Here is a 25,172-nt window from a genome sequence, read left to right on the forward strand (position 1 = left end):
TGCTTCTGTCATGACAGTTGCCTATCGTCCACGCCCGAGCGTGGTCCGCCGTGACTCTGGCCTCTACGGCTATGAGCGCGCCCTGGCCCGCCGGGGCCTTCAGCCCGTCGCCGGCGTCGACGAGGCAGGCCGTGGCGCCTGCGCGGGCCCGCTGGTCGTCGCCGCGGTGGTCCTCGGGCGCGAGATCGACGGCATCAACGACTCCAAACTGCTGACCCAGGCCCGCCGCGAGGAATATCACGCCAAGATCATGGCGACCGCGAAGGCCGTCAGCGTCGTCGTCATCCCGCCCACCGAGATCGACCAGCGCGGCCTCCACAAGTGCAACGTGGCGGGAATGCGCCGGGCGGTCGCCGGGTTGGGTCTCACGCCCGGATACATCCTGACCGACGGATTCCCGGTCCCCGGCCTCCCCGCGCCGTCACTGGCCGTCTGGAAGGGTGACCAGGTGGCCGCCTGCATAGCGGCCGCGTCGATCGTTGCGAAGGTGACCCGGGACCGCATGATGACAACCCTGCACGAAACATTCCCCCAATACGGTTTCGCCGGGCACAAGGGTTACGTGACCAGAGACCACCGGGCGGCCCTCGCTCACCACGGGCCAACCCAGCACCATAGGTTCTCGTTCGTGACAGTGGCTCGGACGATGCCGGGTATGAGGATGCGGGAGAATGAACCAGGGGCCGAAACGGGGTTGGGAACAGGAGGGCCGGAATGAGCGCGGAGGATCTCGAGAAGTACGAGACCGAGATGGAGCTGCAGCTCTACCGCGAGTACCGCGATGTGGTCGGTCTGTTCACGTACGTCGTCGAAACCGAACGTCGGTTCTACCTGACGAACTCGGTCGACATGGAGGTGCGCACCGCGGAGAACGGCGAAGTGTTCTTCGACGTGAAGATGCAGGACGCATGGGTGTGGGACATGTATCGACCGGCGCGATTCGTGAAGAACGTGCGAGTGGTGACGTTCAAGGACGTGAACGTCGAAGAGCTCGCCAAGCCTGATCTGGAGATGCCCAAGGAGGGCTTCTCCAGCTGAGCTGCCTGCTTTCAAGGGCCGGGTCCATTGGACCCGGCCCTTTTGGTTTTCCACAGGGCGCGGCTCGGGGCGTTTTCGGCCTGGGCGGGTCTGCGAGCGTGGGGCGCATGGGGGCGAAGGACGAACTCGGGCGGGCCGGCGAGCAGATGGCGGCTACCTATCTGGTCGAGAAGGGGCTGGAGATCCTCGACCGCAACTGGCGCTGCCGCGACGGCGAGATCGACATCGTGGCCCGGGAGGGCGCGGTGCTCGTGGTGGTCGAGGTGCGGACACGGTCTTCTGATGCGCGAGGGTCGGCGTTCGCGTCGGTGACGGAGGCGAAGCTGGCGCGGCTTCGGCGGCTGGGAGCGCGGTGGCGGGCGGGGCGGTTCGAGCGGTTCGCGTCGGTGCGGGTTGATGTGGTGGCGCTGGACGGGTTCGCGGGGACCTTCTCGGTCCGCTGGGAGAAGGGGGTGTTCTGATGGCTGATCGGGTGGTTCGTCGCGGCAGCTTTGGCTTGACTTACGAGTGGTTTTTCCCTTTACCGCAGCTGGACCGCGTTGGTGCGAGTAGTGGATGTGATGCCGCCGCAGGACACCCAGCTGGTGCCGATGGATTCAGTGAGGCGAGCGGCCACGTCGATGGTCACTGTGCGGGCGTGGTCTGGTCGGCAGAGTTGGCGGCGTCGGGCCAGGCTGCGCCATTGGCCTCGTGATTCTGCGCCGGTCGGTTGCGAGGCGGAGAAGGTCCTCTACCGCCGGGTTGTCGCGGTCATCGGTGGTCGCCGGGCCGGGTCTGTGGCAGTGCACCGAGATCCGTCCCGCGAGCTGCGTCGCGCGGAGTCGAGGCGTTCGGGGGTTCGCGTCCTCTTCCGGCTGTCCGTTCGGCGGCGCGTGGTTGAGGCCTTCTTGTTGTCGCGGGTGAGTGTGCTTTCCGGTCTCCGCCTGGGTGATCGAGGTTTCGGGGTGCCTTCGGTGGAAGGCGTGAGGGGTGTTCTATGCCTGTTGCACGTACGCGGTGTGCCGCGCTGGTCGGAGTGGCCGGGCACACCGTCGAGGTCGAGGCCGATGTCGGCCGGGGGTTGGTGGGGACGCACTTCATCGGGTTGCTCGACACGGCGATCAGTGAGGCCAGAGATCGGGTCCGGTCGGCGCTGTTGAACAGCAGGTTCGACTGGCCCGACGCGCGGGTGACCGTCTCGCTGTTTCCCGCTTCGCTGCCCAAGAAGGGGTCGTCCTTCGATCTGGCCATCGCGATGGCGGTGCTGGGAGCGGCCGGGCTGGTTCCGGCCGCGCGGATCGCGGAGCCGTTCTTCCTCGGGGAGCTGGGGCTCGACGGCCGGGTGCGGCCCGTCCGCGGCGTGCTTCCGGCCGCGCTGGCAGCCGTCGCCTCCGGGGCGCGCACGATGGTCGTGCCCGCGGCGAACGCCGCCGAGGCGGCGCTCGTACCGGACCTCGCGGTGGTGCCGGTGTCGACACTGGGGGAACTCGTGGACCTGCTGCGGGAGGGCGAGGCGAGTGAGCGGGCGGCCTGCCTGGACCCGATGGAGTTCGCCGTCCCCGCCGACGAGAAGGATCTCGACCTCGCCGACGTCGCAGGTCAGGCGCAGGGGCGGTGCGCGCTGGAGATCTGCGCCGCCGGGGGTCACAACCTGTGGTTCCTCGGGCCGCCGGGCACGGGCAAGACCATGCTGGCCGAACGCCTGACCACGATCATTCCGCCGCTCGACCGGGAACAGGCCCTCGAGGTCACCGCGATCCACTCCATCGCCGGCACCCTCCCCACCGGCCGCCCGCTGTTGGCCCGGCCACCGTTCGTGGCCCCGCACCACACGGCCTCCGCCGCGGCGGTGATCGGCGGCGGGACGGGCCAGATCCGTCCCGGGGCCGTTTCGCTCGCTCATCGCGGAATTCTCTTTCTCGACGAAGCGCCCGAGTTCCCGCCCCGGGTCCTCGACTCGCTCCGCCAGCCGGTCGAGTCAGGGCAGGTCACGGTCTCGCGGGCGAACGGCTCGGTGACGTTCCCGGCGCGGTTCATGCTGGTCCTCGCGGCCAACCCCTGCCCGTGCGGGCTGAGCGGGGAAGCCGGGCGGTTCTGCACCTGCACTCCGGCCGTCCGCCGGAGATATCTGTCGCGTCTGTCGGGGCCGCTGCTCGATCGGGTCGACGTGAAGGTACGGCTCTCGCCACCCACGCGGGCCGAACTCCTCGCCGACCGCGCGCTCGCCGAATCCAGCGTCACCGTCGCCGACCGGGTCGCGGAGGCCCGCGACCGGGCCGCCAGACGCCTGGCGGGCACGCCGTGGCGCCTCAACGCCGAGGTCCCGTCGTCGCTGCTGCACGGCGGCTGGCGCCTCGACCACCGGGTCCTGACCCCGCTGAACCGGGCCGTCGACCTGGGCAACCTCAGCGCCCGCGGGGTCGACCGGGTGTTACGGCTGGCCTGGACGATCGCCGACATCAGCCGGCGTCCCCGGCCGACGTCCGACGAGATCTCACTGGCACTCACGATGTGGATGGGAGAAGAACTGTGACCGGTGACCGGGCCGCTCGTGCGACCTTGACCCGGATCGCCGAGACCGGCGACGAGACCATGGGCCGCGTGATCGCGGCTCACGGCGCGGAGGCCGTCCTGGCCGGGATCCGCGACGGAACCCTGGAGGGGGTGGACGACCGCAGAGCGGCGGCCTGGCGAACGCGGGCCGTCGGGGCGGACGAACCCGAAGACGACCTCGCCCGCTACCGCTTCGTCATTCCCGGTGACCCCGACTGGCCGGGTCAACTTGACGACCTGCGAGACGCCCGGCCCATCGGGCTGTGGATCGCCGGCGGAGGCGACCTACGCCGGGCCTGTGCCCGATCGATCGCGGTGGTGGGAGCACGGGCGGCCACCGCCTACGGGGTGAACGTGGCCTCAGAGCTGGCCTGCCGCCTGTCGGATCGCGGCTATTCGGTGATCTCCGGAGGTGCGTACGGCATCGACGCCGCCGCCCACCGGGGCTGCCTGGCCGGACCGTCGCCGACGCTCGCGATCCTGGCCTGCGGGGTCGACGTGCCCTACCCGGCCGCCCACCAGGACCTGTTCGCGGCCATCCGTGAGGAGGGCCTGGTCGTCAGCGAATCACCGCCCGGCGTGAACCCGACCCGGTTACGCTTCCTCGTCCGTAACCGGGTCATCGCCGCCCTGTCGCGGGGGACCGTCGTCGTCCAGGCGGCGCCTCGCTCCGGCGCGTTGAACACCGCCCACCACGCGTTTCAGCTGAACCGTCAGCTGATGGCCATCCCGGGGCCGGTGACGAGTGAGGTCTCGGCGGGCTGCAACAACCTGATCCGGCTCGGGAAGGCGGTGTGCGTGACGTCGGCCGACGAGATCCTGGAGCAGGTCGGCCAGGCCGGAGACGACATCGCGCCGATCCCACGAGGCGAGGTCACACCCCGGGACCTGCTCAGCCTGGAGTCCAAACGCGTCCTCGACGCGATGCCGAACCGGGGAGCGATGGGGCCGGCCGAGCTGGCGCTGAAGGCGGGTCTGCCGCTGCCGGTGGCGCTGAGCTGCCTGGGCAATCTGGAGTCCGGCGGCTACCTGAAGCGGGAGGGGAACGGCTGGCGGCTGAGCGCGAAGGGAAGGGGAAGATAAACGGATATGTCGGGAGATCTAGAGGACGCGATACGGGCTTTCGAACGCCACCTCCGGGTCGAACGCGGCCTGGCGGCCAACACGGTCCGGGCCTACATGGGCGACATGTCGTCCCTGGCGGAACACCTCATCGACATGGGGGTCGACCGGGTCGAGCTGATCGACGTGGGGGTACTGCGGGACTGGCTGGGCGAGCAACACGAGACCGGCAAGTCCCGCGCGACCCTGGCCCGGCGAACGGCCTGCATCCGCACCTTCACGGCGTTCTGCCATCGTGCCGGGTGGCTGACCACCGATCCCGGCCTGCTCCTCGGCACGGCGAGGGCCAAGCGGACCCTCCCGAAGGTGCTGGACCAGGCGGAGGCCGTCCGCATGCTGGACCTGCGGCGACCCGGCGAAGGCCGCGCGGGCGGAGGCGGAGCTGCCGGCGGGGGTGTGCAACGCGGGGCCAACCTGCAGGGCAGAGCCGGTGATCGGGTCGGCGGGGTCGTCGATGCGCCTGACCTGGGCGATTCGGGTTCAGGGAGACCTGAGCTGACCAGCGCCCGCGATGTTCCGCCGGAGCGGTGTAGTCCTCGCGATCTTCGAGCTGAGCTGTCTGGCCTGCATGACGCGCGACGAGCTGAGCCCGCTGGGTTCCGCGATTCTCACGCTGAGGACATGGACTCGCGCTCTGGGGTCGACGAGGTGTCCTCCGGATCGAGGGTCGATGCGTCCGAAGGTGCGTATCCCGGCACTTGGCCGGGGTCCGGGGCGCTGGAGGATGACAGCCCGTCCGCTGGGAGAGCGGCGACCGAGGCCGACCGTGCCGGCTCTCATTCCGAGTCGATCTCTCAGGCTGCGAGAGTTGACGGCTCCGTGCCAGATCCTGGTGGTGAATCAGACTCGGCCGGCGATGAGCCGCAGGTGGTGGCGAAGGAGCTTCGTGATCAGGCTCTGCTGGAGGTTCTCTACGCCACAGGAATTCGCGTCAGTGAACTCTGTGGGCTCGACCTGGACGACGTCGATCGGGAGCGCCGGACTGTCAGGGTGCTCGGCAAAGGCGGCAGGGAGCGGGTCGTGCCGCTGGGGGTGCCGGCGCTGGACGCGGTCGATGCCTGGTGTGTACGCGGGCGGCCCATCCTCGTTTGCGGGCGCTCCGGGGCTGCGCTGTTCCTCGGGGTGAAGGGCGGGCGGATCGACCAGAGCGCGGTGCGGCGGACCGTACATGCCCGGCTGGGCGAAGCGGGGCTGCCGGACATGGGGCCGCACGGCCTCCGTCATACGGCCGCCACTCACCTGCTGGAGGGCGGCGCCGATCTCCGTAGCGTCCAGGAACTGCTCGGGCACGCGTCACTGGGCACCACCCAGATCTACACGCACGTCTCGATCGAACGCCTCAGGGCCGCCTACGAGCAGGCCCACCCTCGAGCTTGATCAGCGGGTCGGCCCTCTCGCGGTTGCCGAGTGGGCAGGAAAGGTAGAAGTATCCGGGCCGATCATCATCTGCTCGGCCTTGGTCAACCAGCCACGGGCTGGTACGGCAGATTCCACCGAGTATTTTCGGCGGACCCGCCCAACTCGGAGCCGCCCTCCCGGCCCCCGAGCGCTGTCAGTCTTCACGTGTGGGAAGCAGTCTGACCTGGCCAAGCACAGCAGCAGTAAGCATCTTCGGTGAACCCGCCCAATTCGGAGCCACCTTGCCGGCCCCCGAGCGCTGTCAGCCTTCACGTGTGGGAAGCAGTCTGACCTGGCCCAAGCCCACCAGGTGCAGCGGATCCAGGTAGAGGTTGCCACTGAGCAGCCCCCAGTGCAGGCACGTCTTCGGACAGTGCCCGTCAGGCCCGCTCACAGTTCCGAGCGCCTCTCCCGTCCGCACCCGCTGCCCCTCGGTCACGCCCGCGTCGACCGGGAGGTACGTCGTCCGCAGCCCGTTGGCGTGGGTCACCGTCACCACGCCACGCCCCGCCACCTTCCGGGCCACCGTGACCACGCCGTCTCCGGCCGCCAGCACCGCCTGCCCCGTCTCGGCAGGAAGGTCGACCCCGCGATGCCCGGACAACCAGCGTTCGGGAGGCGGAGTGAACGGACGCACCGGCTGAGGTCGCTCTGCCAGTGGCCACCCCCACTGGGCCGCGATCACGAGCAGGACGGAAGCTGGGAAGAACATGGCGAACAGCCTGCCGAATTCAACACACGCTGCGACCCGTCAACAACTGCCTGTGGAAAACCGCAGGCGTTATGTCCTGATATGAGAGATCAGCCTGTGGAAGAGCTTGTGGATAACTTGGGGATTCAGTGACTGCCGACGCCCCCAGAGGACTGGCCGACGTCATCAGGGGACTGCAAGGGCTCGCCGGGGTGGACCTGGGCCACGTCCAGGTCACCGGTCAGGAGCCGGTCCTGCCCTCGCCGTTCCGCATCGGCACCGCCGCCGCGGCCAGTGTGGGCGTCGCCACCGCGGCCATGGCGGCGCTCAGGGGCGAACACGGCCAGGCGGCGGTCGACATGAGGCACGCGGCCGTCGCCTTCCGCAGTGAGCGCCACTTCCGGATCGGCGACGACCCGATCCCACTGTGGGCGCCGATCAGCGGCGACTATTCCGCCGCCGACGGCCGGGTCAGGATCCACGCCAACTTCGACCACCATCGCGACGCCGCGCTGGCCGCTCTCGGTCTTCCCCCGGACGCCACGCGGGAGGAGGTGGGGGAGGCGTGCGAAAGGCGTACAGGCAGGGAGGTTGAAGAAGCGATCATCGCGGCGGGCGGATGCGCGGCCGCGATGCGCGGCAGGGCCGAATGGGCCGGCCATCCCCAAGGTCAGGCCGTGGCCGCCCGCCCGCTCCTCACGCTCGACCGCCTTCAGGGGCCGCCGCCGGGGGAGACGGGGCTGCGCGTGGTGGACCTCACCCGGGTCATCGCCGGGCCGGTCGCGAGCCGGTTTCTGGCCTCTCACGGGGGCGATGTCATGCATGTCTGCGGGCCCGGCGTCCCGGAGGTTCCGGGGCTGGTGCTGGAGACCGCCGCCGGCAAACGGTCGTGCCTGATCGATCTGCGCACCGAGGCGGACCTGCTCAGAGACCTCATCAGAGGCGCCGACGTCGTCATCCGCGGCTACCGCCCCGGGGCGCTCGACCGGCTCGGGTTCGCGTTGAGCGATCTGGTCAGGCTGAGGCCGGGCGTCGTCGTGGTCGACATCTCCGCTTACGGTCCGGGGCCGTGGCACGGGAGGCGGGGGTTCGACAGCCTCGTCCAGATGGCGACCGGGATCGTGGCCGAATCGGGGCCGCTGCCCTGCCAGGCCCTCGACCACGCCACCGGCTACCTCGCCGCCTTCGCGGCGGTCGCGGGTCTCCTCCGCAGGCGGCGGGAGGGTGGTTCCTGGCACGCGGTCCTCTCCCTCGCCGCCACCGCCCACTGGCTGGACGACCTGGGCAGAACCCCACCCGGCGACGAGCCCCCCGTCGACGACCTCCTGGAAACCCGCGACGGATACACCTTCGTCCGCCCGCCGGGCCTCATCGCCGGACGGCCTCCGACGTGGTCCCCACCACCCCACCCCGGCGAGCACGCGCCGGCCTGGTGAGCGCCGGTCACAGCTGAGTTCCGGCCTCGGCGCGCCCCGTCCGCACCGGTCGCCGGTCTCATCGCGCCGCAGCCTCAAGCTCGGCCTCCGCCGCGTCCCCATCGCCGCGCGCCTGCCTGATGAGAGGCGACAGCCACAGGCACGGGATCGTCAGCAGTGCCCCCGCGAAACACACCCACATCGCGGGTCGCAGCCCCAGCAGCTCCCCGGCCACGCCACCGATCAACCCGCCCACACCCAGCGCCCCCTGCGTCAGGAAGTTGATCGACGCGTTGACCCGCCCGATCAGAGCCGGCGGCGTCTCCCGCAGTGACTCCGCCCCCGAGCACACGCTGAAGCAGACCACCGCCACCCCGACCACGGCCTCGGCCGTCCCGATCACCAGCACGCACCACCACACCGGTCCGCTCACGGCGGCCATCGCCAGGAACCCGAGCGGGAAGAACAGCACCGAGGCGAGCAGCACGCGAGGGCCGCCGTAACGCCGGGCGACCGTGGGGGCGACGAACGCGCCGACCAGGCCGCCGGCCCCGAAGCCCATCATCGAGATCCCGACGAGCCCGCCCGGCAGCCCCAGCACGTGGATCGCGTAGAGCACATAGACGGCGAGCTGGGCCGCCGCGAACAGGTTGACCGTCATCCCGGCCAGCGCCAGCGCCCGCAGCACCCGGTGCCGCACCAGTGCCGACATCCCCTCGGCGATCTCCCGTCGAAGCGCCCGCCTGGGCGCGAGCGGCCGCTCCGGTTCGACGGCACGGATGGACCGCAGACACAGCGCCGACACCACGAACGTCACCGCGTTGACCAGCAGCGCCAGCGGCGCTGACAGCACGCTCACCAGCAGACCGGCCAGGCCGGGGCCGCCGAGCTGGGCGATGGAGAAGACCGACTGCATGCCGGCGATGGCCTCGGTCCGCTGTGACTCGCCGACCACGCTGGTCAGGTGGGGCATCGTGAAATTCCGGAAGGTCACCGTGCAGGTGCCGACGACCAGGGCCACGCCGATCAGCCAGTGCACCGTCAGCAGGCCGAGCAGCCAGGCGACGGGGACCGTCAGGACGGCCGTACCGGAAACGATCTCGCACATCACCAGCACCGGACGCCGTCGTCGCGCCCGGTCGGCCCAGGCCCCGATCGGCAGTCCGACGAACAGGAACGGCAGCGAGGCGGCGGCGGTGAGCACGCCCATCTCGATGGGGGAGGCGGCCAGCAGGGTGACGGCGGTCAGCGGAACCGCGAGGCGGGACACCTCGCTGCCGGCTTCGGTGACGGCCCGGGCGGACCAGAGGAGGCGGTAGTCGCGCTGTCGGCGAAGGGGGATCATATTTATGAAAGTACTCTTTCAGAGTTATGAAGGCAATGCTTCACATCTGAAGACGCCCTACCGTGGAGATCCATGAAGACTCGGATGGTCACCGACGACGTCGGGTTGCTGCGGGCCATGGCCCATCCGGCGAGGCTGGCGATCCTCGGCCGGCTCCAGGAGGAGGGTCCGGCGACGGCCACCGAGTGCGCCGAGACCGCCGGGCTGTCGCCGAGCGCGTGCAGCTACCACCTGCGCACCCTCGCCAAGCACGGCCTCATCGAGGCGGCCCCCGCGCGCGGCGACGGCCGCGAACGCGTCTGGCGGGCGCTCCAGACGGGCTGGGGGATGAAAGACCCCGAAAGCGGCGAACTCACCCCCGAACTCCTCGCCGCCCAGGGCGCCGTCATCCAGACCGTGCTCGACGAGGCGTCCCGCCGCCTGTCGGAGTATCTGGCCCAGTCGTCGAGGGAGTCGGCCGACTGGCGCGACGCGACCCGGCTGGCCCACGTGGTGCTCTACGTGGACCCCGACGAGATCCGCGACCTGGCCGAGCGCGTCGACGAACTCGTCGCCCCCTACCGGATCGTCGACCGCGACCCGGAATCGGCGCCCAACGGCGCCCGCGTGACCGAGTTCCAGCTCCGTCTCTTCCCCCGGGCCCCGAAAAGGCCGTCAAAGGACTGACAGGCTCTTTTTCCGTTACGGCTCCGCCCACCCCGGCACCGCCCGCCGCCCCTGGCGCGCGCCTGCTCCGGCGCCGACCGGCCGCTCCGCGCCGCGCCGTGACGACGGCGGAGTGTGGCGTCCTCACCGCCCGGTGCGCGGGCAGGTCAAGTCCTCCACCGGTTCCGGGTAGACTGTCCGGTGGTCTCCTTACGTGAGGCCGAATTCGCACGCCCATTCACGAAACGTTCTCTCGGTCCGCCGTTCAGGTGGCTGGAACGGTTCGGGGCGTCAGGGCGCGGGCCGCCGGCCCGTGCATGCAACCGAGATCGTGGAGGACCATTTCATGGCCACCCCCGTCGTTACCATGCGACAGCTGCTGGAGAGCGGCGTTCACTTCGGCCACCAGACTCGCCGGTGGAACCCGAAGATGAAGCGCTTCATCTTCACCGAGCGCAACGGCATCTACATCATCGACCTCCAGAAGTCGCTGGCCTTCATTGACAGGGCCTACGACTTCGTCAAGGAGACCGTCGCCCACGGCGGCACGATCATGTTCATCGGCACCAAGAAGCAGGCGCAGGAGTCGATCGCCGAGCAGGCGGCGCGCGTGGGCATGCCCTACGTGAACCAGCGCTGGCTGGGCGGCATGCTGACCAACTTCTCGACCGTCCACAAGCGCCTTCAGCGCCTGAAGGAGCTCGAGGAGCTCGACTTCGACAACGTCGCCGCCTCCGGTCTCACGAAGAAGGAGCTGCTGCTCCGCCGTCGTGAGAAGGAGAAGCTGGAGCGCACCCTCGGCGGCATCCGGGACATGGCCCGCGTCCCGAGCGCGGTCTGGGTCGTGGACACCAAGAAGGAGCACATCGGGATCTCCGAGGCCAAGAAGCTCGGCATCCCGGTCGTCGCGATCCTCGACACCAACTGCGACCCCGACGAGGTCGACTACCCGATTCCGGGTAACGACGACGCGATCCGCGCCGTCAGCCTGCTGACCCGCGTCATCGCCGACGCCGTCGCCGACGGTCTCATGACCCGCGCCGGCGCCTCGCGCGGTGGCGACGACAAGCCGGCCGGCGTGGCCGTCGCCGAGCCGCTGGCCGAGTGGGAGCGCGAGCTCCTCGAGGGCACCCCCGCCGCCGCCGAGGCTCCCGCCGAGGCCGAGGCTGAGGCCGCCGCCGACGAGGCCCCTGTCGAGGCCCCTGCCGAGGCCGAGGCCCCCGTCGAGGCGCCCGCCGAGGAAGCTGCCGCTGAGGCCCCCGTCGCCGAGGCTCCGGCCGAGGAGACCCCCGAGGCTGCCGCCGACGGTGACGAGCCGAAGGCGTAGTTCTCCTCCGAAGCTCTACCGGGTGGGCGTGTCGCGACCATGACACGCCCACCCGCTCCACGACGAAACCCATGAGGAAATGACAATGGCTTCCGTGAACATGGCCGATGTCAAGCGGCTTCGCGAGCTGACGGCCGCCGGCATGATGGACTGTAAGAAGGCCCTGGAGCAGTCCGAGGGCGACTTCGACCGCGCGGTCGAGCTCCTGCGCCTCAAGGGCGCCAAGGACGTCGGCAAGCGCGAGACCCGCACCGCCTCCAACGGCCTGGTCGCCCTGAAGCAGGACGGCGACTCCGCCGCCGCGCTTCTCGAGATCAACTGCGAGACCGACTTCGTCGCCAAGGGTGAGCGGTTCCAGGAGGTGGCGGCCCAGGTCGTCGCTTTCATCCTGGAGACCAAGCCCGCCGACGTGGCCGAGCTGCTCGACTCCAAGCTCGACGACGGCAAGACCGTCAAGGAACTGCTCGACGAGACCAACGCGGCTCTCGGCGAGAAGATCGAGATCCGCCGGTTCTCCGTGCTCGAGGGCGGCTACATCGGCGCCTACATGCACAAGACCGACCCGCAGCTGCCCCCGGCCGTGGGTGTCCTGGTCCAGCTCGACTCGGCCAACCCCGAGGTCGCCAAGGACATCGCGCAGCACGCCGCGGCCATGGCGCCGCAGTACCTCGACGCCGCGTCCGTTCCGGCCGAGGTCATCGAGAAGGAGCGCGCGCTCGCCGAGGAGATGACTCGCGAGGAGGGCAAGCCCGAAGCCGCGATCGCCAAGATCGTCGAGGGTCGCGTCAACGGCTGGTACAAGGACTTCACGCTGCTCCAGCAGGCGTTCGTGAAGGACAACAAGAAGTCGATCAAGAAGTACGCGGACGAAGCCGGCGTTCAGGTCCTGGCCTTCACCCGCTACAAGGTCGGCCAGGCATAGTCTGGGGCTGTTCGTCGAGGTCGTCCCGCAATCGAGCGGGACGACCTGTTCAGCCCGAAATCCACTGAGGAGGCCGCCGCCGTGCAGGAGAACACCGAACCCGCCCCGGCGGCTTCGTCGTATGACGGGCCGTTGCGCTGGAAGCGGGTCATGCTGAAGCTTTCCGGCGAGGCATTCGCCGGTGGGGATTCCCTCGGCATCGACCCGGTCGTCGTCGCCAAGATCGCCGATTCGATCGCGGAAGCGGTCCGCGACGGGGTGCAGGTCTCGGTCGTGGTCGGCGGCGGCAACATGTTCCGGGGCGCCGCGCTTTCCGAGCGCGGCATGGACCGGGCCCGTGCCGACTACATGGGCATGCTGGGCACGGTCATCAACTGTCTCGCCCTTCAGGACTTCCTGGAGAAGCGTGGCGTGGAGACGCGCGTGCAGACCGCCATCACGATGCAGCAGGTCGCCGAGCCTTTCCTGCCCCGCCGGGCGATCCGCCACCTGGAGAAGGGCCGCGTGGTCATCTTCGGGGCCGGGCTGGGTTCGCCCTTCTTCTCCACCGACACCTGCGCCGCCCAGCGTGCGCTGGAGATCGGCGCGGAGGCCCTGCTCAAGGGCACCCAGGTCGACGGCGTCTACGACGCCGACCCCCGGAAGAACCCCGACGCGGTCCGGTTCGACCGACTCGAATACAGCGAGGTCCTCACGCGTGACCTCGCGGTGATGGACGCCACGGCCATCAGCCTGTGCAAGGACAACGGCCTGCCCATCGTGGTCTTCGAGCTGATGGGCGAAGGCAACATCCTGCGGGCGGTCCGCGGAGAGAAGATCGGCACGCTGGTGAGTCCGGCAGGGAAATAGGGAGCCAACTGTGATCGAGGAAACCCTCTTCGAGGCCGAAGAGAAGATGGAGAAGGCGGTGACCGTCGCGAAGGAGGACTTCGCGGCCATTCGCACCGGCCGGGTGACCCCGTCGATGTTCAACAAGATCAATGTTGACTACTACGGGTCGCTCACCCCCGTCCAGCAGCTCGCCTCCTTCCACGTCCCCGAGGCGCGCATGGTGCTGATCCAGCCCTACGACAAGGGCTCGATGACCGCCATCGAGAAGGCGATCCGCGACAGCGACCTGGGGGTCAACCCCGGTAACGACGGTAACGTCATCCGCGTGGTCTTCCCCGAGCTCTCGGGTGAGCGCCGCAAGGAATACATCAAGATCGCCCGGACCAAGGCCGAGAACAGCCGCGTGTCCATCCGGAACATCCGGCGGCACGCGAAGGAAGTCCTCGACAAGCTCGTCAAGGACAGCGAGGCCGGCGAAGACGAGGTCCACCGCGCCGTGAAGGAGCTCGACGACCTCACCCAGAAGCACGTCGCCAAGATCGACGAGCTGCTCAAGCACAAGGAAGCCGAGCTGCTCGAGGTCTGACGCACCATCGCGATCCTTGCCCCGGCAGGGGCAGGGATCGCGCGCATGTAGGGAGTAGGACATCTTGGACGGAACGGTGTCACCCCCGGCGGGCGGGAGCCGTACCGGCCGGAACCTGCCGGCCGCGATCATCTCCGCGGTCGGTCTGGCAGTGTTGATCATCGGCTCGCTTTACACCTTCAAGCCCGCGTTCCTCGTGGTCGTCATCGCCGCCGTAGGCGTGGGGATTCACGAGCTGGTCAAAGGCCTGGCCACCCGCGACATCCGCGTACCGCTGATCCCCGTGCTGGTGGGCCTGGCGGCGATGGTCGCCGGCGCCTACGAATACGGGCCGGGCGTCTTCCTCGGCATCTTCGCGATCACCGTCATGGGCGTTCTGGGCTGGCGGCTCTTCCAGGGCTCCGACGGCTTCGTCCGCGACGCGACCGCGACGGTTTTCATGGTGGTCTACCCGGCCATGTTCGCCGGGTTCGTCGGCCTGCTGCTGGCCCCCGACGACGGCGCCCACCGGGCGCTCATCTTCGTCGCCGTGACGGCCTCCTCGGACATCGGCGGTTATGCCGCCGGAGTTCTCTTCGGCAAGCACCCGATGTCGATCATCAGCCCGAAGAAGACCTGGGAGGGCTTCGCCGGTTCGGCCATCGCCTGCATCGCGGTCGGCGGCTGGCTGGTGACCTGGCTCCTCAAGGGCGCCATCTGGCAGGGCGCGCTCCTGGGAGCCGTGGTGGTCGTCTGCGCCACGATCGGCGACCTGATCGAGTCGGTGATCAAACGCGACCTCGGCATCAAGGACATGGGCTCGGTCCTGCCCGGCCACGGCGGCATGATGGACCGCATCGACTCCCTGTTGTTCACCCTGGTGCCCTGCTGGCTGCTGCTGGCGGCCTTCATCCGCTAGTGCTGTGACCGGAAACGTTGGCCGGGTTGGGCGGTCAGGCGGCAGCTGACAGTGGCCGACCGCCCCAGCGGACGCGTTTCTCGCTGCGGACGCGGGCGCGTTCACGGCGTTGGGCTGCCAGGACGTCGGGATGGCGGGCGTTGCGGTTGCGCCAGCGCAGATAGGCGTGCAGAGCCCGCGTCTGGACGGTGTGGTTGGGATGGTCGGAGCCTGCGATCGTGAACTGGCGTAGCGGCCCGAAGTGCGCCTCGATCGGGTTGGCCCACGAGGCGTAGGTCGGGGTGAAGCACAACTCGACCTTGTTGCGCCTGGCCCAGGCCCGGATGCGCCAGTTCTTGTGCGCGGACAGATTGTCCAGGATCACGTAGATGGGGGCGCCGTCCGGGCGGGCCGCGCGGATCGACCTCAACGCGACCCAGGTGTGGTCGATGCCCTTGCGGCGCCGGTTGACGCCCCACAAGGTGTCGTCGCCGACGGAGTAGCAGCCGTGGAAGTAGGTGATTCCGTGGGTGCGGTGGTAGGTGGCCGGCAACCGGTCCGGCCGGCCCTGTCGCGTCCACCCGGATCCGGCGGTGGGGCGGATGCCCAAAGGTCCGAACTCGTCGAAGGCGAAAGTCCGTTCCGGGCGCTGGGTCAGGGCGTACTCGATCCGGTCCAGCTTGGCCTCGAAATCCAGATCGGGAGACTCCTTCCAGGTCTTGGTGCGCTGAAAGGTGATCCCCCGGCGGGCGAGCAGATTGCGTAACGCCTCGCGGCCGATGAGGAGCGGTCGGCCGGGAAGGCGTTGCAGATGGGCGGCCAGTTTGCGGATCGACCAGCGGGTGAAGGGCTGCCCGAGCTTGGCCGGGCGGGTGGTGGCCATCTGGATGACGAGCTCTTCCTCGTCATCACTGAGCAGGCGGGGACGGCCTCCCGCCCACCGAGGGTCCAGGCAGGCCAGCCCGATCTCGTTGAACCGGTGAATCACATCCCGCACCGTGTCCTCATCAGCGGCCACCAAGCGGGCGATCACCGGGACGGTGTTGCCCCCGGCCGAGGCCAGCACGATCATCGCCCGCCGATACCGCACCGAACTGGTGCTGCCCCGGCGGACGATCTGCTGCAGCTTCTGCCCTTCGGCGTCCATCAGTCTTCGTACTCTGACCGGTTCTCCCACCGCGCCTCCTCGCGCCCGCCGGACGTGTACGACACATCCAACCGACGCCAGCGGCTACACGCGAGACCGGCGAAGGTTTCCGGTCACAGCACTAGATGCGGTTGAGGGTGCTCAGGCGGGCGGCGATGACATCGTGGCCGCGGTCGGCGGCTTCTCTCAGTTCGGCGTCGGTCACGGGGACGAGCCAGAGCCAGCGGACCACGTCTCCGGCTACCTGGAACCCCGACAAATTGGGGATGCCGGCCGGTGTGGCCAGCATCATCACGCCTGCGTAGCCGCCGGGGATGGGGAATGTCCCGGGCTGGTGATACCAGCGGGCCGTGTGGCCGTCGCCGAGCCAGGTGACCGAGCGCCACGGATATTGTCCCAGCCACAGGAACAGGCGGGCCGCCGAGCGGGGGTCGCCTCGGGTGGCGACGGCGAGTTCGACGCGGGTCGGGGTGTCGTAGAGCTCGGCCGACGGCATGCGCTGGCAGCTCATCCCCACGGTGGAGAGCACGGTGAAGTCGCGGCCGTAGGACGGCGGGCGTTCGGTCACCCCGATGGCGGGCAGCTGGCCGCCGCCGGCGTCCCAGAAGCGGCCCGGGGGGCCCAGGCGGCCGTCGAGGTGGCCCATCACGAACTGCTGGAACGACGCCCAGGACGCCTCGCCGGCCCGCCACTGCCAGTAGGCCTCGGCCTTGGCGACCCGGGGGCTGAGGCCTTCGAGCGCCTCGGACAGGGCCCAGGCGAACGGCCACTCGCCGAGGGCCTCCCTCGCGTAGCCGGGCATGCCGCGGTCGAGGTCGGCCCAGCCGGGGATGACGGCCAGCAGGCCCTCGTCGTCGTAGAGGGCCACGCCATCGCCCTCCTCGAACCACAGCACCCGCAGCCTCGACGGGTCGAGGTGGGCGGTGCCGAAAGGACGCCGGGTTCCGGCTCGGGGCATGATCGGGGGCCGGCCGTTGTTGAGACGGGCGAGGTCGAGTGACATCGGGGCGGTCACGTGATTGGCCAGCCAGACCGCTCCGCGGACGGTACCGGCCGGGTCGCGCAGGTAAGCTACCGAGGACACCTGATCGCGCTCGACGGTAAGGGTGCGGCTCCCATAGGGATTGGTGCTGGTGAGCACGACGGTGGTGCTGTCCACGCCTCACCTCCCAGATCAGGACTCTAAGCCCGGTGCCGCCCGGCCGTAAGTGCAGTCGTCGTTTTGAGAGGTTCACCATGTCCGAGGCCGCCCCCAAGGCCGGTCAGCTCACGTTCGTCGCACCGCGACGGGCGAAGCCGCAGCGCCACCTGGCCGACCTGACCATGGCCGAACGCCGGGCGGCCGTCGCCGAACTCGGCGAGAAGCCCTTCCGGGCCGACCAGCTCTCGCGCCACTACTTCAGCAAGCTGACCGCGTCGCCCGAGGAGATGACCGACCTTCCGGCCGCCTCCCGCGAGAAGCTCAGCCAGCTGCTTCCGCCGCTGCTGACCACGGTCCGCGAGATCACCTGCGACGGCGGCACGACCCGCAAGACCCTCTGGAAGCTGTTCGACGGCTCCCTGGTCGAGTCGGTCATGATGCGCTACCCCGACCGCACCACGATGTGCGTCTCCTCCCAGGCCGGATGCGGGATGAACTGCCCGTTCTGCGCCACCGGGCAGGCCGGGCTGACCCGCAACATGTCGACCGCCGAGATCGTCGAGCAGGTCGTCGCCGGGCAGCGGGCGCTGGCCAAGGGCGACCTGCCGGGCGGGCCCGGCCGGGTCAACAACATCGTCTTCATGGGCATGGGCGAGCCGATGGCCAACTACAAGGCCGTGATCGGCGCGGTCCACCGCATGGTCGACCCGTCGCCCGAGGGCCTGGGCATCTCGGCGCGCGGCGTGACCGTCTCCACGGTCGGGCTGGTCCCGGCGATCGAGAAGCTGTCGAACGAGGGCCTGCCGGTGACGCTGGCCGTCTCGCTGCACGCCCCCGACGACGAACTGCGCGACACGCTCGTCCCGATCAACACCCGCTGGAAGGTGGCCGAGGTCCTCGCCGCCGCCTGGGACTACGCGGCCAAGACCAAGCGCCGGGTCTCGATCGAATACGCCCTCATCAAGGACATCAACGACCAGGAGTGGCGGGCCGACCTGCTCGGGAAGCTGCTCAAGGGCAAGCTGGTCCACGTCAACCTGATCCCGCTCAACCCGACCCCGGGCTCCAAGTGGACGGCCTCCCGGCCGGAAGACGAGCGGGCCTTCGTCCGCCGCCTGGAATTCCACGGCGTGCCGGTGACGGTCCGCGACACCCGGGGCAGCGAGATCGACGGCGCCTGCGGCCAGCTCGCGGCGGCCAACCCCTGAGGTCGACCTCGTCAGACCGGCCGCAGGCCGACATGCCTGCGGTCCTAACTCCTCACTCGCCGAACCGCTGCATATCCCGCCAGTCCGGCCGCGCTCCAGGCCAGGGCCGAGGCCACGATGACGGCCAGCCGTTCCGGCAGGTCGTTGTGGTGGGCGGCGTTCATCCAGTCCAACACCGGGACCGACGCCCACGGGCCGGCCGAGCTGAGCAGCAGGATCGCCATGTATCCGCCGATCAGCACGGCGGCCGAGGCGGCGGGGGAGGCCAGCACCGGGCGGCTCGTCAGGGCGCCCAGAGCGGTCCCGGCGAGCACGGCCAGCAGGTGCAGGCCGATGCCGTAGGCGAAATCGGCCGCGCCCGGGGTCTCGGCGAAGCCCGCGAACAGCGGGAACACGAGGGCGGTCAGGGCCAGTAGCGACGTCAGGAAGAGCGCGGCCAGCAGGCCGGCCGCGAGTTCGCGGCGGCGGCCGAGGGCGGTGATCGCGATGAGACGCTGTTCGTCGGGTTCGTTGTCGAGCAGGCCCCGGGCGGCCCAGGCGAAGACCAGCATCAGGATGCCCGCCGAGTCGGCGTAGCTGGGGAGTTCGCCTCCGGCGGGGACCCCCGTGGCGTACAGGACGGAAAGAACGGCGAGCAGCCCGAGCAGGGGCTGGAAGATCCGATGCGACCGTACATAACCGGACAGCCGGAATCTGACCAGGGGAATCATGAGACCTCGTGGCCTTCCGCCCGCAGCCGGGCCGCCAGTGCCGCCGCCCGTGACTGCGGCAGTTTGATCGTCAGGGTGGTCAGTGGATCTTCCGTGAATACCTGGGCGACCTGGGTGATCTTGCCGGAACGGACCTCATAGCGGGTCACTCCCGGGACCGCCCGCAGATCGCCCTGGTGGTCGCTGGCGACGACGATGCCGCCGCGTGCGGCGATCTCGGTGACGATCACCGACAGTTCGGCGCGGGCCTGGGTGTCGAGGCCGGCGAAGGGCTCGTCGAGGATGAGCAGGCCGGGTTCCCCGGCGAGGGCCTGGGCGAGGCCGACCTTGTGGGCGCTGCCCTTCGACAGGTCGGGCAGCTTCTGGCCCAGCAGGTGGTCCATGCCGAGCCGGGTGGTCAGTTCCTCCGGTACGGGGGCCCGCCGGACCGCCCCCATGTGCCGCAGATAGGCCGCCACGGTGAACGGCTGCGACGAGGGGAACCGCTCGGGGGCGTATCCGACGATCGGCGGGCGTTCCCTGATCACGCCCTTGACCGGTCGCAGCAGGCCGGCGAGCAGACGCAGCAGGGTCGACTTGCCGGTGCCGTTGGGCCCGGTGATCTCGGCCACCGAACCCGGGGCGAGATCGAGGGAGGCGTCGTCGAGGACCCAGGGGTCGCCCCGCCTGTAACGGAAGCACACGTTCGTCGCGAGCACCTACCGATATTAGGTGGATTGTGGCTCTTGCCGGATTCATCTCGATAATGAGCGGCATGCTTCGCACACGAATCCCCGGCGCGGCGTTGCTCGCGGTCGCCGCGTTACTCGCCCCCTCAGCCCCGGCCTGGGCCGATGCCCAGTCCCCGGGCTCCTCCGGCGTGGGCGACCCCTACTTCCCGCACGCCGGGAACGGAGGGTACGACGTCCAGCACTACGACCTGAAGCTGCGTTACACCCCCAAGTCCGGCGAAATCGACTCCACCGCCACGATCACCGCGAAGGCCACCAAGGACCTGTCGCGCTTCAACCTCGACCTGTCCGGTCTGACCGTCCGGTCGATCACGGTCAACGGCAAGAAGGCCAAATGGTCCCGCAAGGGCCAGGAGCTGACGGTCACCCCGAAGAAGGGCATCACCGACGACGCCGACTTCAAGGTCGTCGTCGACTATGACGGCAGGCCCAAGCGGGTCGACGACGCCGTCCTCGGCGTCACCGGCTTCATCCACACCAAGGACGGCGCGGTCGTCGTCTCCCAGCCCGACGGCGCCCGCACCTGGTTCCCCGCCAACGACACCCCGCGTGACAAGGCCACGTTCTCGTACGAGATCAGCGCCCCCGTCGGCCTCACCGTGCTGGCCAACGGGGAGCCGCAGAACGGCGGCATCGTCCGGGTCAAGAAGGGCTACGTCGTCTCCCGCTGGAAGATGAAGCAGCCCATGGCCCCCTACCTGGCCATGATCGCCATCGGCAAGTACAAGGTCACTGACGGCACCGCGGGCGGCGTGCCCAACATCACCGCCTACGACCCGGCGCTGGCCAAGACCGCCAAGCACCTGCACAAGGAGACCGCCGAGGCGACGAAGTGGGGCATCGAGCACTTCGGCCCCTACCCGTTCGGCTCGACCGGCGGCATCGCGGACAAGCTCGACGTCCACTACGCCCTGGAGACGCAGGGCCGCCCGGTCTACGACGGCGACGCCAGCGACGACCTGCTGATCGTCCACGAGATCGCGCACCAGTGGTTCGGCAACAGCGTCGGCCTGGAGTCGTGGAACGACATCTGGCTGAACGAGGGCCTGGCCAGCTACGCCGAGTGGCTCTACGAGGAGACCCACAACGGTCCCTCGGCCAAGTCGACCTTCGACAAGTACTACAAGAGCAAGGGCGCCTTCTGGGACGTCAAGACCGGCGCCCCCGGCAGGAAGGACATGTTCGACTGGGAGGCGATCTACGTGCGCGGCGCGATGACCGTCCACGCCCTGCGCACCGAGATCGGCGACGAGACCTTCTTCGAGCTGCTCAAGGAGTGGCCGGCCCGCCACAAGCACGCCACCGCGGACACGAAGGACTTCATCGCCCTCGCCGAGGAGCTCAGCGGCAAGGACCTCGGCCCGCTGTTCAAGAAGTGGCTGTACGCCGCCAAGAAGCCGACGCTGTGATTCATGGGCGGGTCCCCGAAAGGGGGCTCGCCCTCAGCCGGTCAGTTTGCCGATCTGGTCGATCAGCACGACCACCGAGAAGAACCCGAAGAACGCGAACGTCAGCAGCACCGCGACCATCCGGTAGCCGCGGATCCTGATCGCCTCGGGCAGCATCTTCCGGTTCAGCACCGCCAGCAGCGCCGAGTAGACGAACATCATGATGCCGCCGACGCTGGAGGAGATCACCAGCAGCGTGATCGGCTGGTCGAACCCGATTGTCAGCATGCCGATCCCGAACGCCACGATGAACCACACGACGGCCGTGTAGATCCTGCTCTCCGTCCACCGCGTGCTCGACGGCAGGTAGACGGTCTTCACCACATCGGCGACCAGCCGCCCGACGTAGTCGCAGATGCCCATCGCGGCGGCGAACAGCGAGATCGCGCCGATGGCCCAGAAGAACGTCCCGAACCAGCTCAGCCGCTGGTTCAGCACCTCGCCCTCGGTCTTCAGGAAGGTGATGTCGTTGGTGGAGCCCGCGCCGAACACGGTCGAGTAGGCCAGCATCGACATCAGGAAGATCGTGAAGATGGTGATCGCGACGAACGAGATGAGCTGCTCGATGTTGGCGACCTTCCACCAGCCCCGCCACCGCGACAGGTTCTCCTCGGTCGGCTCGAAGGTGTAGCCGGTGGCGGGCGCGGCCTGGTCTTCCCCGGTCACCGGTGAGACCAGCCGGGGGATCCTGGCTCCCATGCCCATGTTCTTGTCCCGGATCCAATTGCTCTGTACGAGGTTCTGACCGCCGCCCGCCCCCGCGAAGGCCAGCGCGCCGAGAACCAGAGCGGTGCCCAGCTGGCTCGGTATCGTGCCGATGCTCGTGACCGCCTCGCCCAGTCCCCGGTAGGCCTCTCCCGTGATCGCCACGAACAGCGCGACGACCAGGAAGACCAGCACCGCCGCGACCTTGACGAACTGGGTGGCCTCGACCGTGCGGTAGACGACGGGGGAGAGGGTGAGCGCGATCCCGATGATGACCAGTTCGATGACCGCGATGACCGTGACGCTCCCCTGGCCGACCGCGTAGGTCAGCACGGTGGCGCTCGACGTCGCCCACCCCGGCCAGATGTTGGCCAGCAGCGCCAGCAGCGCGAACACGATCCCCCAGTGACGCCCCAGCCGCGAGAACCCCGTGAGCGCGGTCTCCCCGGTGGCCAGGGTGTAGCGCTCGATCTCCATGTTGAGGAAGAACTGCGCGACCACCCCGACCACGGCCGCCCACAGGAACACCAGCCCGACGTTCGCGGAGATGTACGGCCAGATCACGAACTCACCCGAGGCGAGCCCGACCCCTGCCGCGATCACCCCCGGCCCGAGGACTCGGCGTAACGGCTGGGGCTCGGGTAACTGGGCGACCTTGAACGCCGGCATGCTGCTCATGGCCGCCGTCGCTACCCGGGAGGACGCCATTCAGGCGTCGATCAGCACCACCAGCCGACGGAAGGTGTGAGGTAGGACGTCGACGAGTCCTTCGGACGGTAGCCCGCCCGCACGCACGTGCCCGGCCCCTTGAAGAACGCGTCGGAATAGTTGCGGCCACCCGACAGGGTCCGCAGGCCGCACTGACTCCAGCTGGAGCCTCCGTTCGTGGAGACGTCGAGCCAGACCCGGTCGCCGGTCTGGGAAGTGGTGAGCCGCGACCAGGCGAAACGATTGCCGGAGCCGTCGAAGGCGTAGCGAAGCTGATTGGTGCGGCCGCCCGCAGTCCGCTGGGAGTGGGTGGCCGGACCGGACAACGTATTGGGGTTGATCGCCGCGGTACAGGCGAAGGCGGAGGCCGGCGAGGCGGTCAACGTGACACCGCCGGCCAGGAGGAAGGCGACGCCGAGCACAGAGAACGTTCTGGATCGCATGGTTCCCTCGTTTCTGTTCGCTGGAGGGCGTTGCCGCCCCACCGGAATGCTCGAACAGAGTCGTCGTGCCGGGAACCTGGAAGCTTAGAGGTTGACTACCTGGTCAGTGTGTGCCCCAGGAGTAGGTTTGTTTGTGGAGCTTGAGGTAGACGAAGGTCTCGGTGGCGCGTACCGCGGGGATCGCCCGGATTTTGCCGAGAATTTCCAGGAGGTGCTGATCGCCCTCACACACGACCTCGACCATGATGTCGAGAGAACCGGCCGTCAGGACGACGTAGTCGACCTCTTCGATCGAGCTGAGCTCGTCGGCGACGGCCTCCAGATCACCCTCGCACTTGATGCCGATCATGGCCTGGCGCGGGAACCCGAGAGTGAGAGGGTCAGTGACCGCCACGATCTGCATGACACCGGCGTCGAGCAGGCGCTGGACCCGCTGGCGGACGGCCGCTTCGGAGAGCCCGACGGCCTTGCCGATGGCGGCGTATGGTTTACGGCCGTCGGCCTGGAGCTGCTCGACGATCTGTTTGGAGATCTCGTCGAGCACCACGGGGCCGTTCCTGGTGGTCCGAACCTTCGACGTGGTCATCCCCGCATAAACCCTTCGTGTTTCCGACAGGTTGCCATCTAGGTGCGACATGTTGTCAGTTCAGCGTCCCTTGTCAAGCGATTCCGTAGCAATTTGATATCTTTCGCTACGAAATCCCTTGTCGTTGTCTGATATGTCTGTCAGAGTCGCGACAACTTTGAACACCTTCACAGGAGGTCGAAGTGACCACCCGCCTGCAGAACTACATCAACGGGAAGTTCGTCGACGCCAGGAGCGGACGCTTCTCCGACGTGGTGGATCCGAGCACCGGCGAGGTCTACGCGCAGGCGCCCCTGTCAGGACAGGAGGACGTCGACGCGGCCTATGAGGCCGCCGCCACGGCGTTCGAGACCTGGGGGCAGACCACTCCGGGTGAGCGAGCGAACCTGCTGTTGAAGATAGCCGACGCCATCGAGGCGCGCGCGGACGAGATCAACCAGGCCGAGTGCCGCAACACCGGCAAGCCGTACGCCCGGATGAGCGAGGACGAGACGCCCGTCGCCGCCGACCACTTCCGGTTCTTCGCCGGAGCGGCCCGCACGCTGGCCGGCCCGACCGCCGGTGAGTTCCTCGCCGACCACACCTCGGTGATCCGGCACGAGCCGATCGGGGTCATCGGCCAGGTCACGCCCTGGAACTACCCGATGATGATGGCCGTCTGGAAGATCGCCCCGGCGCTGGCCGCCGGCAACACGATCGTGCTGAAGCCGTCGGACACCACCCCGGTCTCCACGGTCAAGCTGGCCGAGATCATCGGCGACGTCCTGCCCGCCGGCGTCTTCAACGTCGTCACCGGCGACCGCGAGACCGGCTCCCTGGTCATCGCCCATCCGACCGCGTCCATGGTCGCGATCACCGGCTCGGTCGGCGCGGGCATGGCCGTCGCCAAGAGCGCGGCCGACGACCTCAAGCGCGTCCACCTGGAGCTGGGCGGCAAGGCCCCGGTCGTGGTGTTCGACGACATCAAGGACATCAAGGCCGCCGCCGAGGCCATCGCCGGCGCGGGCCTCTACAACGCCGGGCAGGACTGCACCGCGGCGTGCCGGGTGCTCGTCCAGGAGTCGATCCATGCCGAGTTCGCGCAGGCGCTGAAGGAGGCGGCCGCCGCGACCGTCACCGGCACCGGCGACGACGCCTTCTACGGCCCGCTCAACAACCCGAACCAGCTCGAACGCGTCCAGGGCTTCTTCGAGCGGCTGCCGGCACACGCCACCGTGCTGACCGGCGGTGAGCAGGTCGGCGAGGCGGGCTACTTCTTCGCCCCGACCGTCGTCGACGGCCTTCTGCAGGACGACGAGATGGTCCAGACCGAGGTCTTCGGCCCGGTCATCACCGTGCAGACCTTCACCGACGAGGCCGACGCCGTCACCAAGGCCAACGGCGTGCAGTACGGCCTGTCGAGCTCCGTCTGGACCTCCGACCACGGGCGCGCGATGCGCGTGTCCAAGCGGCTCGACTTCGGGGTCGTGTGGGTCAACACCCACATACCCTTCGTGTCGGAAATGCCCCACGGCGGCTTCAAGCACTCCGGGTACGGCAAGGACCTGTCGGTCTTCGGCCTGCACGACTACACCCGGGTGAAGCACGTCATGCACTTCATCGGCGACTGAGAAAGC

The 25,172-nt window shown here is 69.0% G+C and carries 24 protein-coding genes and 2 pseudogenes; 17 read left to right on the forward strand and 9 right to left on the reverse strand.

The annotated features are described in order from the left end of the window. Positions 1-10 precede the first annotated feature (10 nt). From AW272_RS33100 to AW272_RS45380, 7 genes and pseudogenes are all read left to right on the forward strand, one after another. Entirely contained in the window at positions 11-718 is a 708-nt protein-coding gene (locus tag AW272_RS33100; RefSeq protein WP_066373518.1) for a ribonuclease HII, read from the forward strand. Continuing rightward, on the forward strand, positions 715-1,038 hold the full coding sequence (locus tag AW272_RS33105) for a DUF2469 domain-containing protein (protein WP_030455669.1): 324 nt from the start codon (positions 715-717) through the stop codon (positions 1,036-1,038). Before AW272_RS33100 ends, AW272_RS33105 begins: the two co-directional genes overlap by 4 nt. A 107-nt stretch (positions 1,039-1,145) precedes the next feature. Beyond that, complete coding sequence (locus AW272_RS33110; protein WP_066373520.1) at positions 1,146-1,499, forward strand: YraN family protein; 354 nt, start codon at positions 1,146-1,148, stop codon at positions 1,497-1,499. Between the two features lie 515 nt (positions 1,500-2,014). Next, positions 2,015-3,550, forward strand: coding sequence for a YifB family Mg chelatase-like AAA ATPase (locus AW272_RS33115; protein WP_066373523.1), 1,536 nt, complete (start codon positions 2,015-2,017; stop codon positions 3,548-3,550). After that, a complete protein-coding gene (gene dprA, locus AW272_RS33120; RefSeq protein ID WP_066373524.1) occupies positions 3,547-4,653 on the forward strand; it encodes a DNA-processing protein DprA in 1,107 nt (368 codons plus the stop codon). Before AW272_RS33115 ends, dprA begins: the two co-directional genes overlap by 4 nt. 6 nt (positions 4,654-4,659) lie before the next feature. Further along, positions 4,660-4,872 (forward strand): annotated as a pseudogene (locus AW272_RS45375) (site-specific integrase); the annotation flags it as partial. Positions 4,873-5,571: 699 nt separating this feature from the next. Then, positions 5,572-6,069: pseudogene (locus AW272_RS45380) on the forward strand (tyrosine-type recombinase/integrase); the annotation flags it as partial. Between the two features lie 283 nt (positions 6,070-6,352). Here the strand turns inward: AW272_RS45380 and AW272_RS33130 are convergent. Beyond that, positions 6,353-6,802: a M23 family metallopeptidase gene (locus tag AW272_RS33130; protein WP_066373525.1), complete on the reverse strand. Its 450-nt coding sequence runs from the start codon at positions 6,800-6,802 to the stop codon at positions 6,353-6,355. A 128-nt stretch (positions 6,803-6,930) separates the two neighbouring features. On the opposite strand from AW272_RS33130, the gene AW272_RS33135 reads away from it, so the two are divergent. Then, positions 6,931-8,217, forward strand: coding sequence for a CoA transferase (locus tag AW272_RS33135; RefSeq protein WP_245657854.1), 1,287 nt, complete (start codon positions 6,931-6,933; stop codon positions 8,215-8,217). Between the two features lie 58 nt (positions 8,218-8,275). Here the strand turns inward: AW272_RS33135 and AW272_RS33140 are convergent, their stop codons facing one another. Next, positions 8,276-9,541 carry an MFS transporter gene (locus AW272_RS33140; RefSeq protein WP_066373526.1) on the reverse strand — a complete coding sequence of 422 codons (1,266 nt, stop codon included), beginning with the start codon at positions 9,539-9,541 and terminating at the stop codon, positions 8,276-8,278. Between the two features lie 72 nt (positions 9,542-9,613). Here AW272_RS33140 and AW272_RS33145 point away from each other — a divergent pair, with 72 nt between their 5' ends. The 6 genes from AW272_RS33145 to AW272_RS33170 all read left to right on the forward strand — a co-directional run bounded on the left by AW272_RS33145 (position 9,614) and on the right by AW272_RS33170 (position 14,750). Next, positions 9,614-10,207, forward strand: coding sequence for a helix-turn-helix domain-containing protein (locus tag AW272_RS33145; protein WP_083958964.1), 594 nt, complete (start codon positions 9,614-9,616; stop codon positions 10,205-10,207). Positions 10,208-10,532: 325 nt separating this feature from the next. Then, a complete protein-coding gene (gene rpsB, locus AW272_RS33150) occupies positions 10,533-11,513 on the forward strand; it encodes a 30S ribosomal protein S2 (RefSeq protein ID WP_066373528.1) in 981 nt (326 codons plus the stop codon). A gap of 85 nt (positions 11,514-11,598) precedes the next feature. Further along, positions 11,599-12,435, forward strand: a complete 837-nt coding sequence (gene tsf, locus AW272_RS33155; protein ID WP_066373533.1) for a translation elongation factor Ts — start codon at positions 11,599-11,601, stop codon at positions 12,433-12,435. A gap of 81 nt (positions 12,436-12,516) precedes the next feature. After that, complete coding sequence (gene pyrH, locus AW272_RS33160) at positions 12,517-13,284, forward strand: UMP kinase (RefSeq protein ID WP_066373535.1); 768 nt, start codon at positions 12,517-12,519, stop codon at positions 13,282-13,284. A gap of 10 nt (positions 13,285-13,294) precedes the next feature. Then, positions 13,295-13,852, forward strand: a complete 558-nt coding sequence (gene frr, locus AW272_RS33165; protein ID WP_083958965.1) for a ribosome recycling factor — start codon at positions 13,295-13,297, stop codon at positions 13,850-13,852. A 64-nt stretch (positions 13,853-13,916) separates the two neighbouring features. Next, positions 13,917-14,750 (forward strand): phosphatidate cytidylyltransferase, encoded by an 834-nt coding sequence (locus AW272_RS33170; protein ID WP_245657855.1) that lies wholly within the window; start codon positions 13,917-13,919, stop codon positions 14,748-14,750. 34 nt (positions 14,751-14,784) lie between these two features. Here the strand turns inward: AW272_RS33170 and AW272_RS33175 are convergent, their stop codons facing one another. Both AW272_RS33175 and AW272_RS33180 read right to left on the reverse strand, forming a co-directional pair. Further along, entirely contained in the window at positions 14,785-15,876 is a 1,092-nt protein-coding gene (locus AW272_RS33175) for an IS630 family transposase (protein WP_066373539.1), read from the reverse strand. Positions 15,877-15,997: 121 nt separating this feature from the next. Then, positions 15,998-17,035 carry a suppressor of fused domain protein gene (locus tag AW272_RS33180; protein ID WP_066373541.1) on the reverse strand — a complete coding sequence of 346 codons (1,038 nt, stop codon included), beginning with the start codon at positions 17,033-17,035 and terminating at the stop codon, positions 15,998-16,000. Positions 17,036-17,112: 77 nt separating this feature from the next. Here AW272_RS33180 and rlmN point away from each other — a divergent pair, with 77 nt between their 5' ends. Further along, entirely contained in the window at positions 17,113-18,225 is a 1,113-nt protein-coding gene (gene rlmN, locus AW272_RS33185; RefSeq protein WP_066373543.1) for a dual-specificity RNA methyltransferase RlmN, read from the forward strand. A 44-nt stretch (positions 18,226-18,269) separates the two neighbouring features. On the opposite strand, the gene AW272_RS33190 is transcribed toward rlmN, so the two are convergent. Both AW272_RS33190 and AW272_RS33195 read right to left on the reverse strand, forming a co-directional pair. Next, positions 18,270-18,935, reverse strand: coding sequence for a hypothetical protein (locus AW272_RS33190; protein WP_066373544.1), 666 nt, complete (start codon positions 18,933-18,935; stop codon positions 18,270-18,272). Further along, positions 18,932-19,633, reverse strand: coding sequence for an ABC transporter ATP-binding protein (locus AW272_RS33195; protein WP_066373545.1), 702 nt, complete (start codon positions 19,631-19,633; stop codon positions 18,932-18,934). The genes AW272_RS33190 and AW272_RS33195 overlap by 4 nt, the downstream gene beginning before the upstream one ends. A gap of 56 nt (positions 19,634-19,689) precedes the next feature. Between AW272_RS33195 and AW272_RS33200 the strand changes: the two genes are divergently transcribed. Beyond that, positions 19,690-21,075 (forward strand): M1 family metallopeptidase, encoded by a 1,386-nt coding sequence (locus AW272_RS33200; protein ID WP_066373546.1) that lies wholly within the window; start codon positions 19,690-19,692, stop codon positions 21,073-21,075. Between the two features lie 33 nt (positions 21,076-21,108). Here the strand turns inward: AW272_RS33200 and AW272_RS33205 are convergent, their stop codons facing one another. The 3 genes from AW272_RS33205 to AW272_RS33215 all read right to left on the reverse strand — a co-directional run bounded on the left by AW272_RS33205 (position 21,109) and on the right by AW272_RS33215 (position 23,556). Then, positions 21,109-22,497, reverse strand: coding sequence for an Nramp family divalent metal transporter (locus AW272_RS33205; RefSeq protein WP_157518969.1), 1,389 nt, complete (start codon positions 22,495-22,497; stop codon positions 21,109-21,111). Positions 22,498-22,538: 41 nt separating this feature from the next. Further along, entirely contained in the window at positions 22,539-22,970 is a 432-nt protein-coding gene (locus tag AW272_RS33210) for a hypothetical protein (RefSeq protein ID WP_157518971.1), read from the reverse strand. 103 nt (positions 22,971-23,073) lie between these two features. Further along, on the reverse strand, positions 23,074-23,556 hold the full coding sequence (locus AW272_RS33215; RefSeq protein ID WP_061296984.1) for an Lrp/AsnC family transcriptional regulator: 483 nt from the start codon (positions 23,554-23,556) through the stop codon (positions 23,074-23,076). 182 nt (positions 23,557-23,738) lie between these two features. Between AW272_RS33215 and AW272_RS33220 the strand changes: the two genes are divergently transcribed. Further along, a complete protein-coding gene (locus AW272_RS33220) occupies positions 23,739-25,166 on the forward strand; it encodes a gamma-aminobutyraldehyde dehydrogenase (RefSeq protein WP_066373553.1) in 1,428 nt (475 codons plus the stop codon). The last annotated feature ends 6 nt before the right edge of the window (positions 25,167-25,172 follow it).

The sequence above is a fragment of the Herbidospora mongoliensis genome (genome assembly GCF_001570545.1).
In the GTDB taxonomy this organism is placed as follows: domain Bacteria; phylum Actinomycetota; class Actinomycetes; order Streptosporangiales; family Streptosporangiaceae; genus Herbidospora; species Herbidospora mongoliensis.

Bases quoted from the DNA above. Each gene is read 5' to 3' on its own strand.
- AW272_RS33100 (WP_066373518.1), top strand. From the start codon at position 11: ATGACAGTTGCCTATCGTCCACGCCCGAGCGTGGTCCGCCGTGACTCT.
- AW272_RS33105 (WP_030455669.1), top strand. From the start codon at position 715: ATGAGCGCGGAGGATCTCGAGAAGTACGAGACCGAGATGGAGCTGCAG.
- AW272_RS33110 (WP_066373520.1), top strand. From the start codon at position 1,146: ATGGGGGCGAAGGACGAACTCGGGCGGGCCGGCGAGCAGATGGCGGCT.
- AW272_RS33115 (WP_066373523.1), top strand. From the start codon at position 2,015: ATGCCTGTTGCACGTACGCGGTGTGCCGCGCTGGTCGGAGTGGCCGGG.
- AW272_RS33130 (WP_066373525.1), bottom strand. From the start codon at position 6,802: ATGTTCTTCCCAGCTTCCGTCCTGCTCGTGATCGCGGCCCAGTGGGGG.
- AW272_RS33140 (WP_066373526.1), bottom strand. From the start codon at position 9,541: ATGATCCCCCTTCGCCGACAGCGCGACTACCGCCTCCTCTGGTCCGCC.
- AW272_RS33145 (WP_083958964.1), top strand. From the start codon at position 9,614: ATGAAGACTCGGATGGTCACCGACGACGTCGGGTTGCTGCGGGCCATG.
- rpsB (WP_066373528.1), top strand. From the start codon at position 10,533: ATGGCCACCCCCGTCGTTACCATGCGACAGCTGCTGGAGAGCGGCGTT.
- tsf (WP_066373533.1), top strand. From the start codon at position 11,599: ATGGCTTCCGTGAACATGGCCGATGTCAAGCGGCTTCGCGAGCTGACG.
- AW272_RS33175 (WP_066373539.1), bottom strand. From the start codon at position 15,876: ATGGACGCCGAAGGGCAGAAGCTGCAGCAGATCGTCCGCCGGGGCAGC.
- rlmN (WP_066373543.1), top strand. From the start codon at position 17,113: ATGTCCGAGGCCGCCCCCAAGGCCGGTCAGCTCACGTTCGTCGCACCG.
- AW272_RS33190 (WP_066373544.1), bottom strand. From the start codon at position 18,935: ATGATTCCCCTGGTCAGATTCCGGCTGTCCGGTTATGTACGGTCGCAT.
- AW272_RS33200 (WP_066373546.1), top strand. From the start codon at position 19,690: ATGCTTCGCACACGAATCCCCGGCGCGGCGTTGCTCGCGGTCGCCGCG.
- AW272_RS33205 (WP_157518969.1), bottom strand. From the start codon at position 22,497: ATGAGCAGCATGCCGGCGTTCAAGGTCGCCCAGTTACCCGAGCCCCAG.
- AW272_RS33210 (WP_157518971.1), bottom strand. From the start codon at position 22,970: ATGCGATCCAGAACGTTCTCTGTGCTCGGCGTCGCCTTCCTCCTGGCC.
- AW272_RS33215 (WP_061296984.1), bottom strand. From the start codon at position 23,556: ATGACCACGTCGAAGGTTCGGACCACCAGGAACGGCCCCGTGGTGCTC.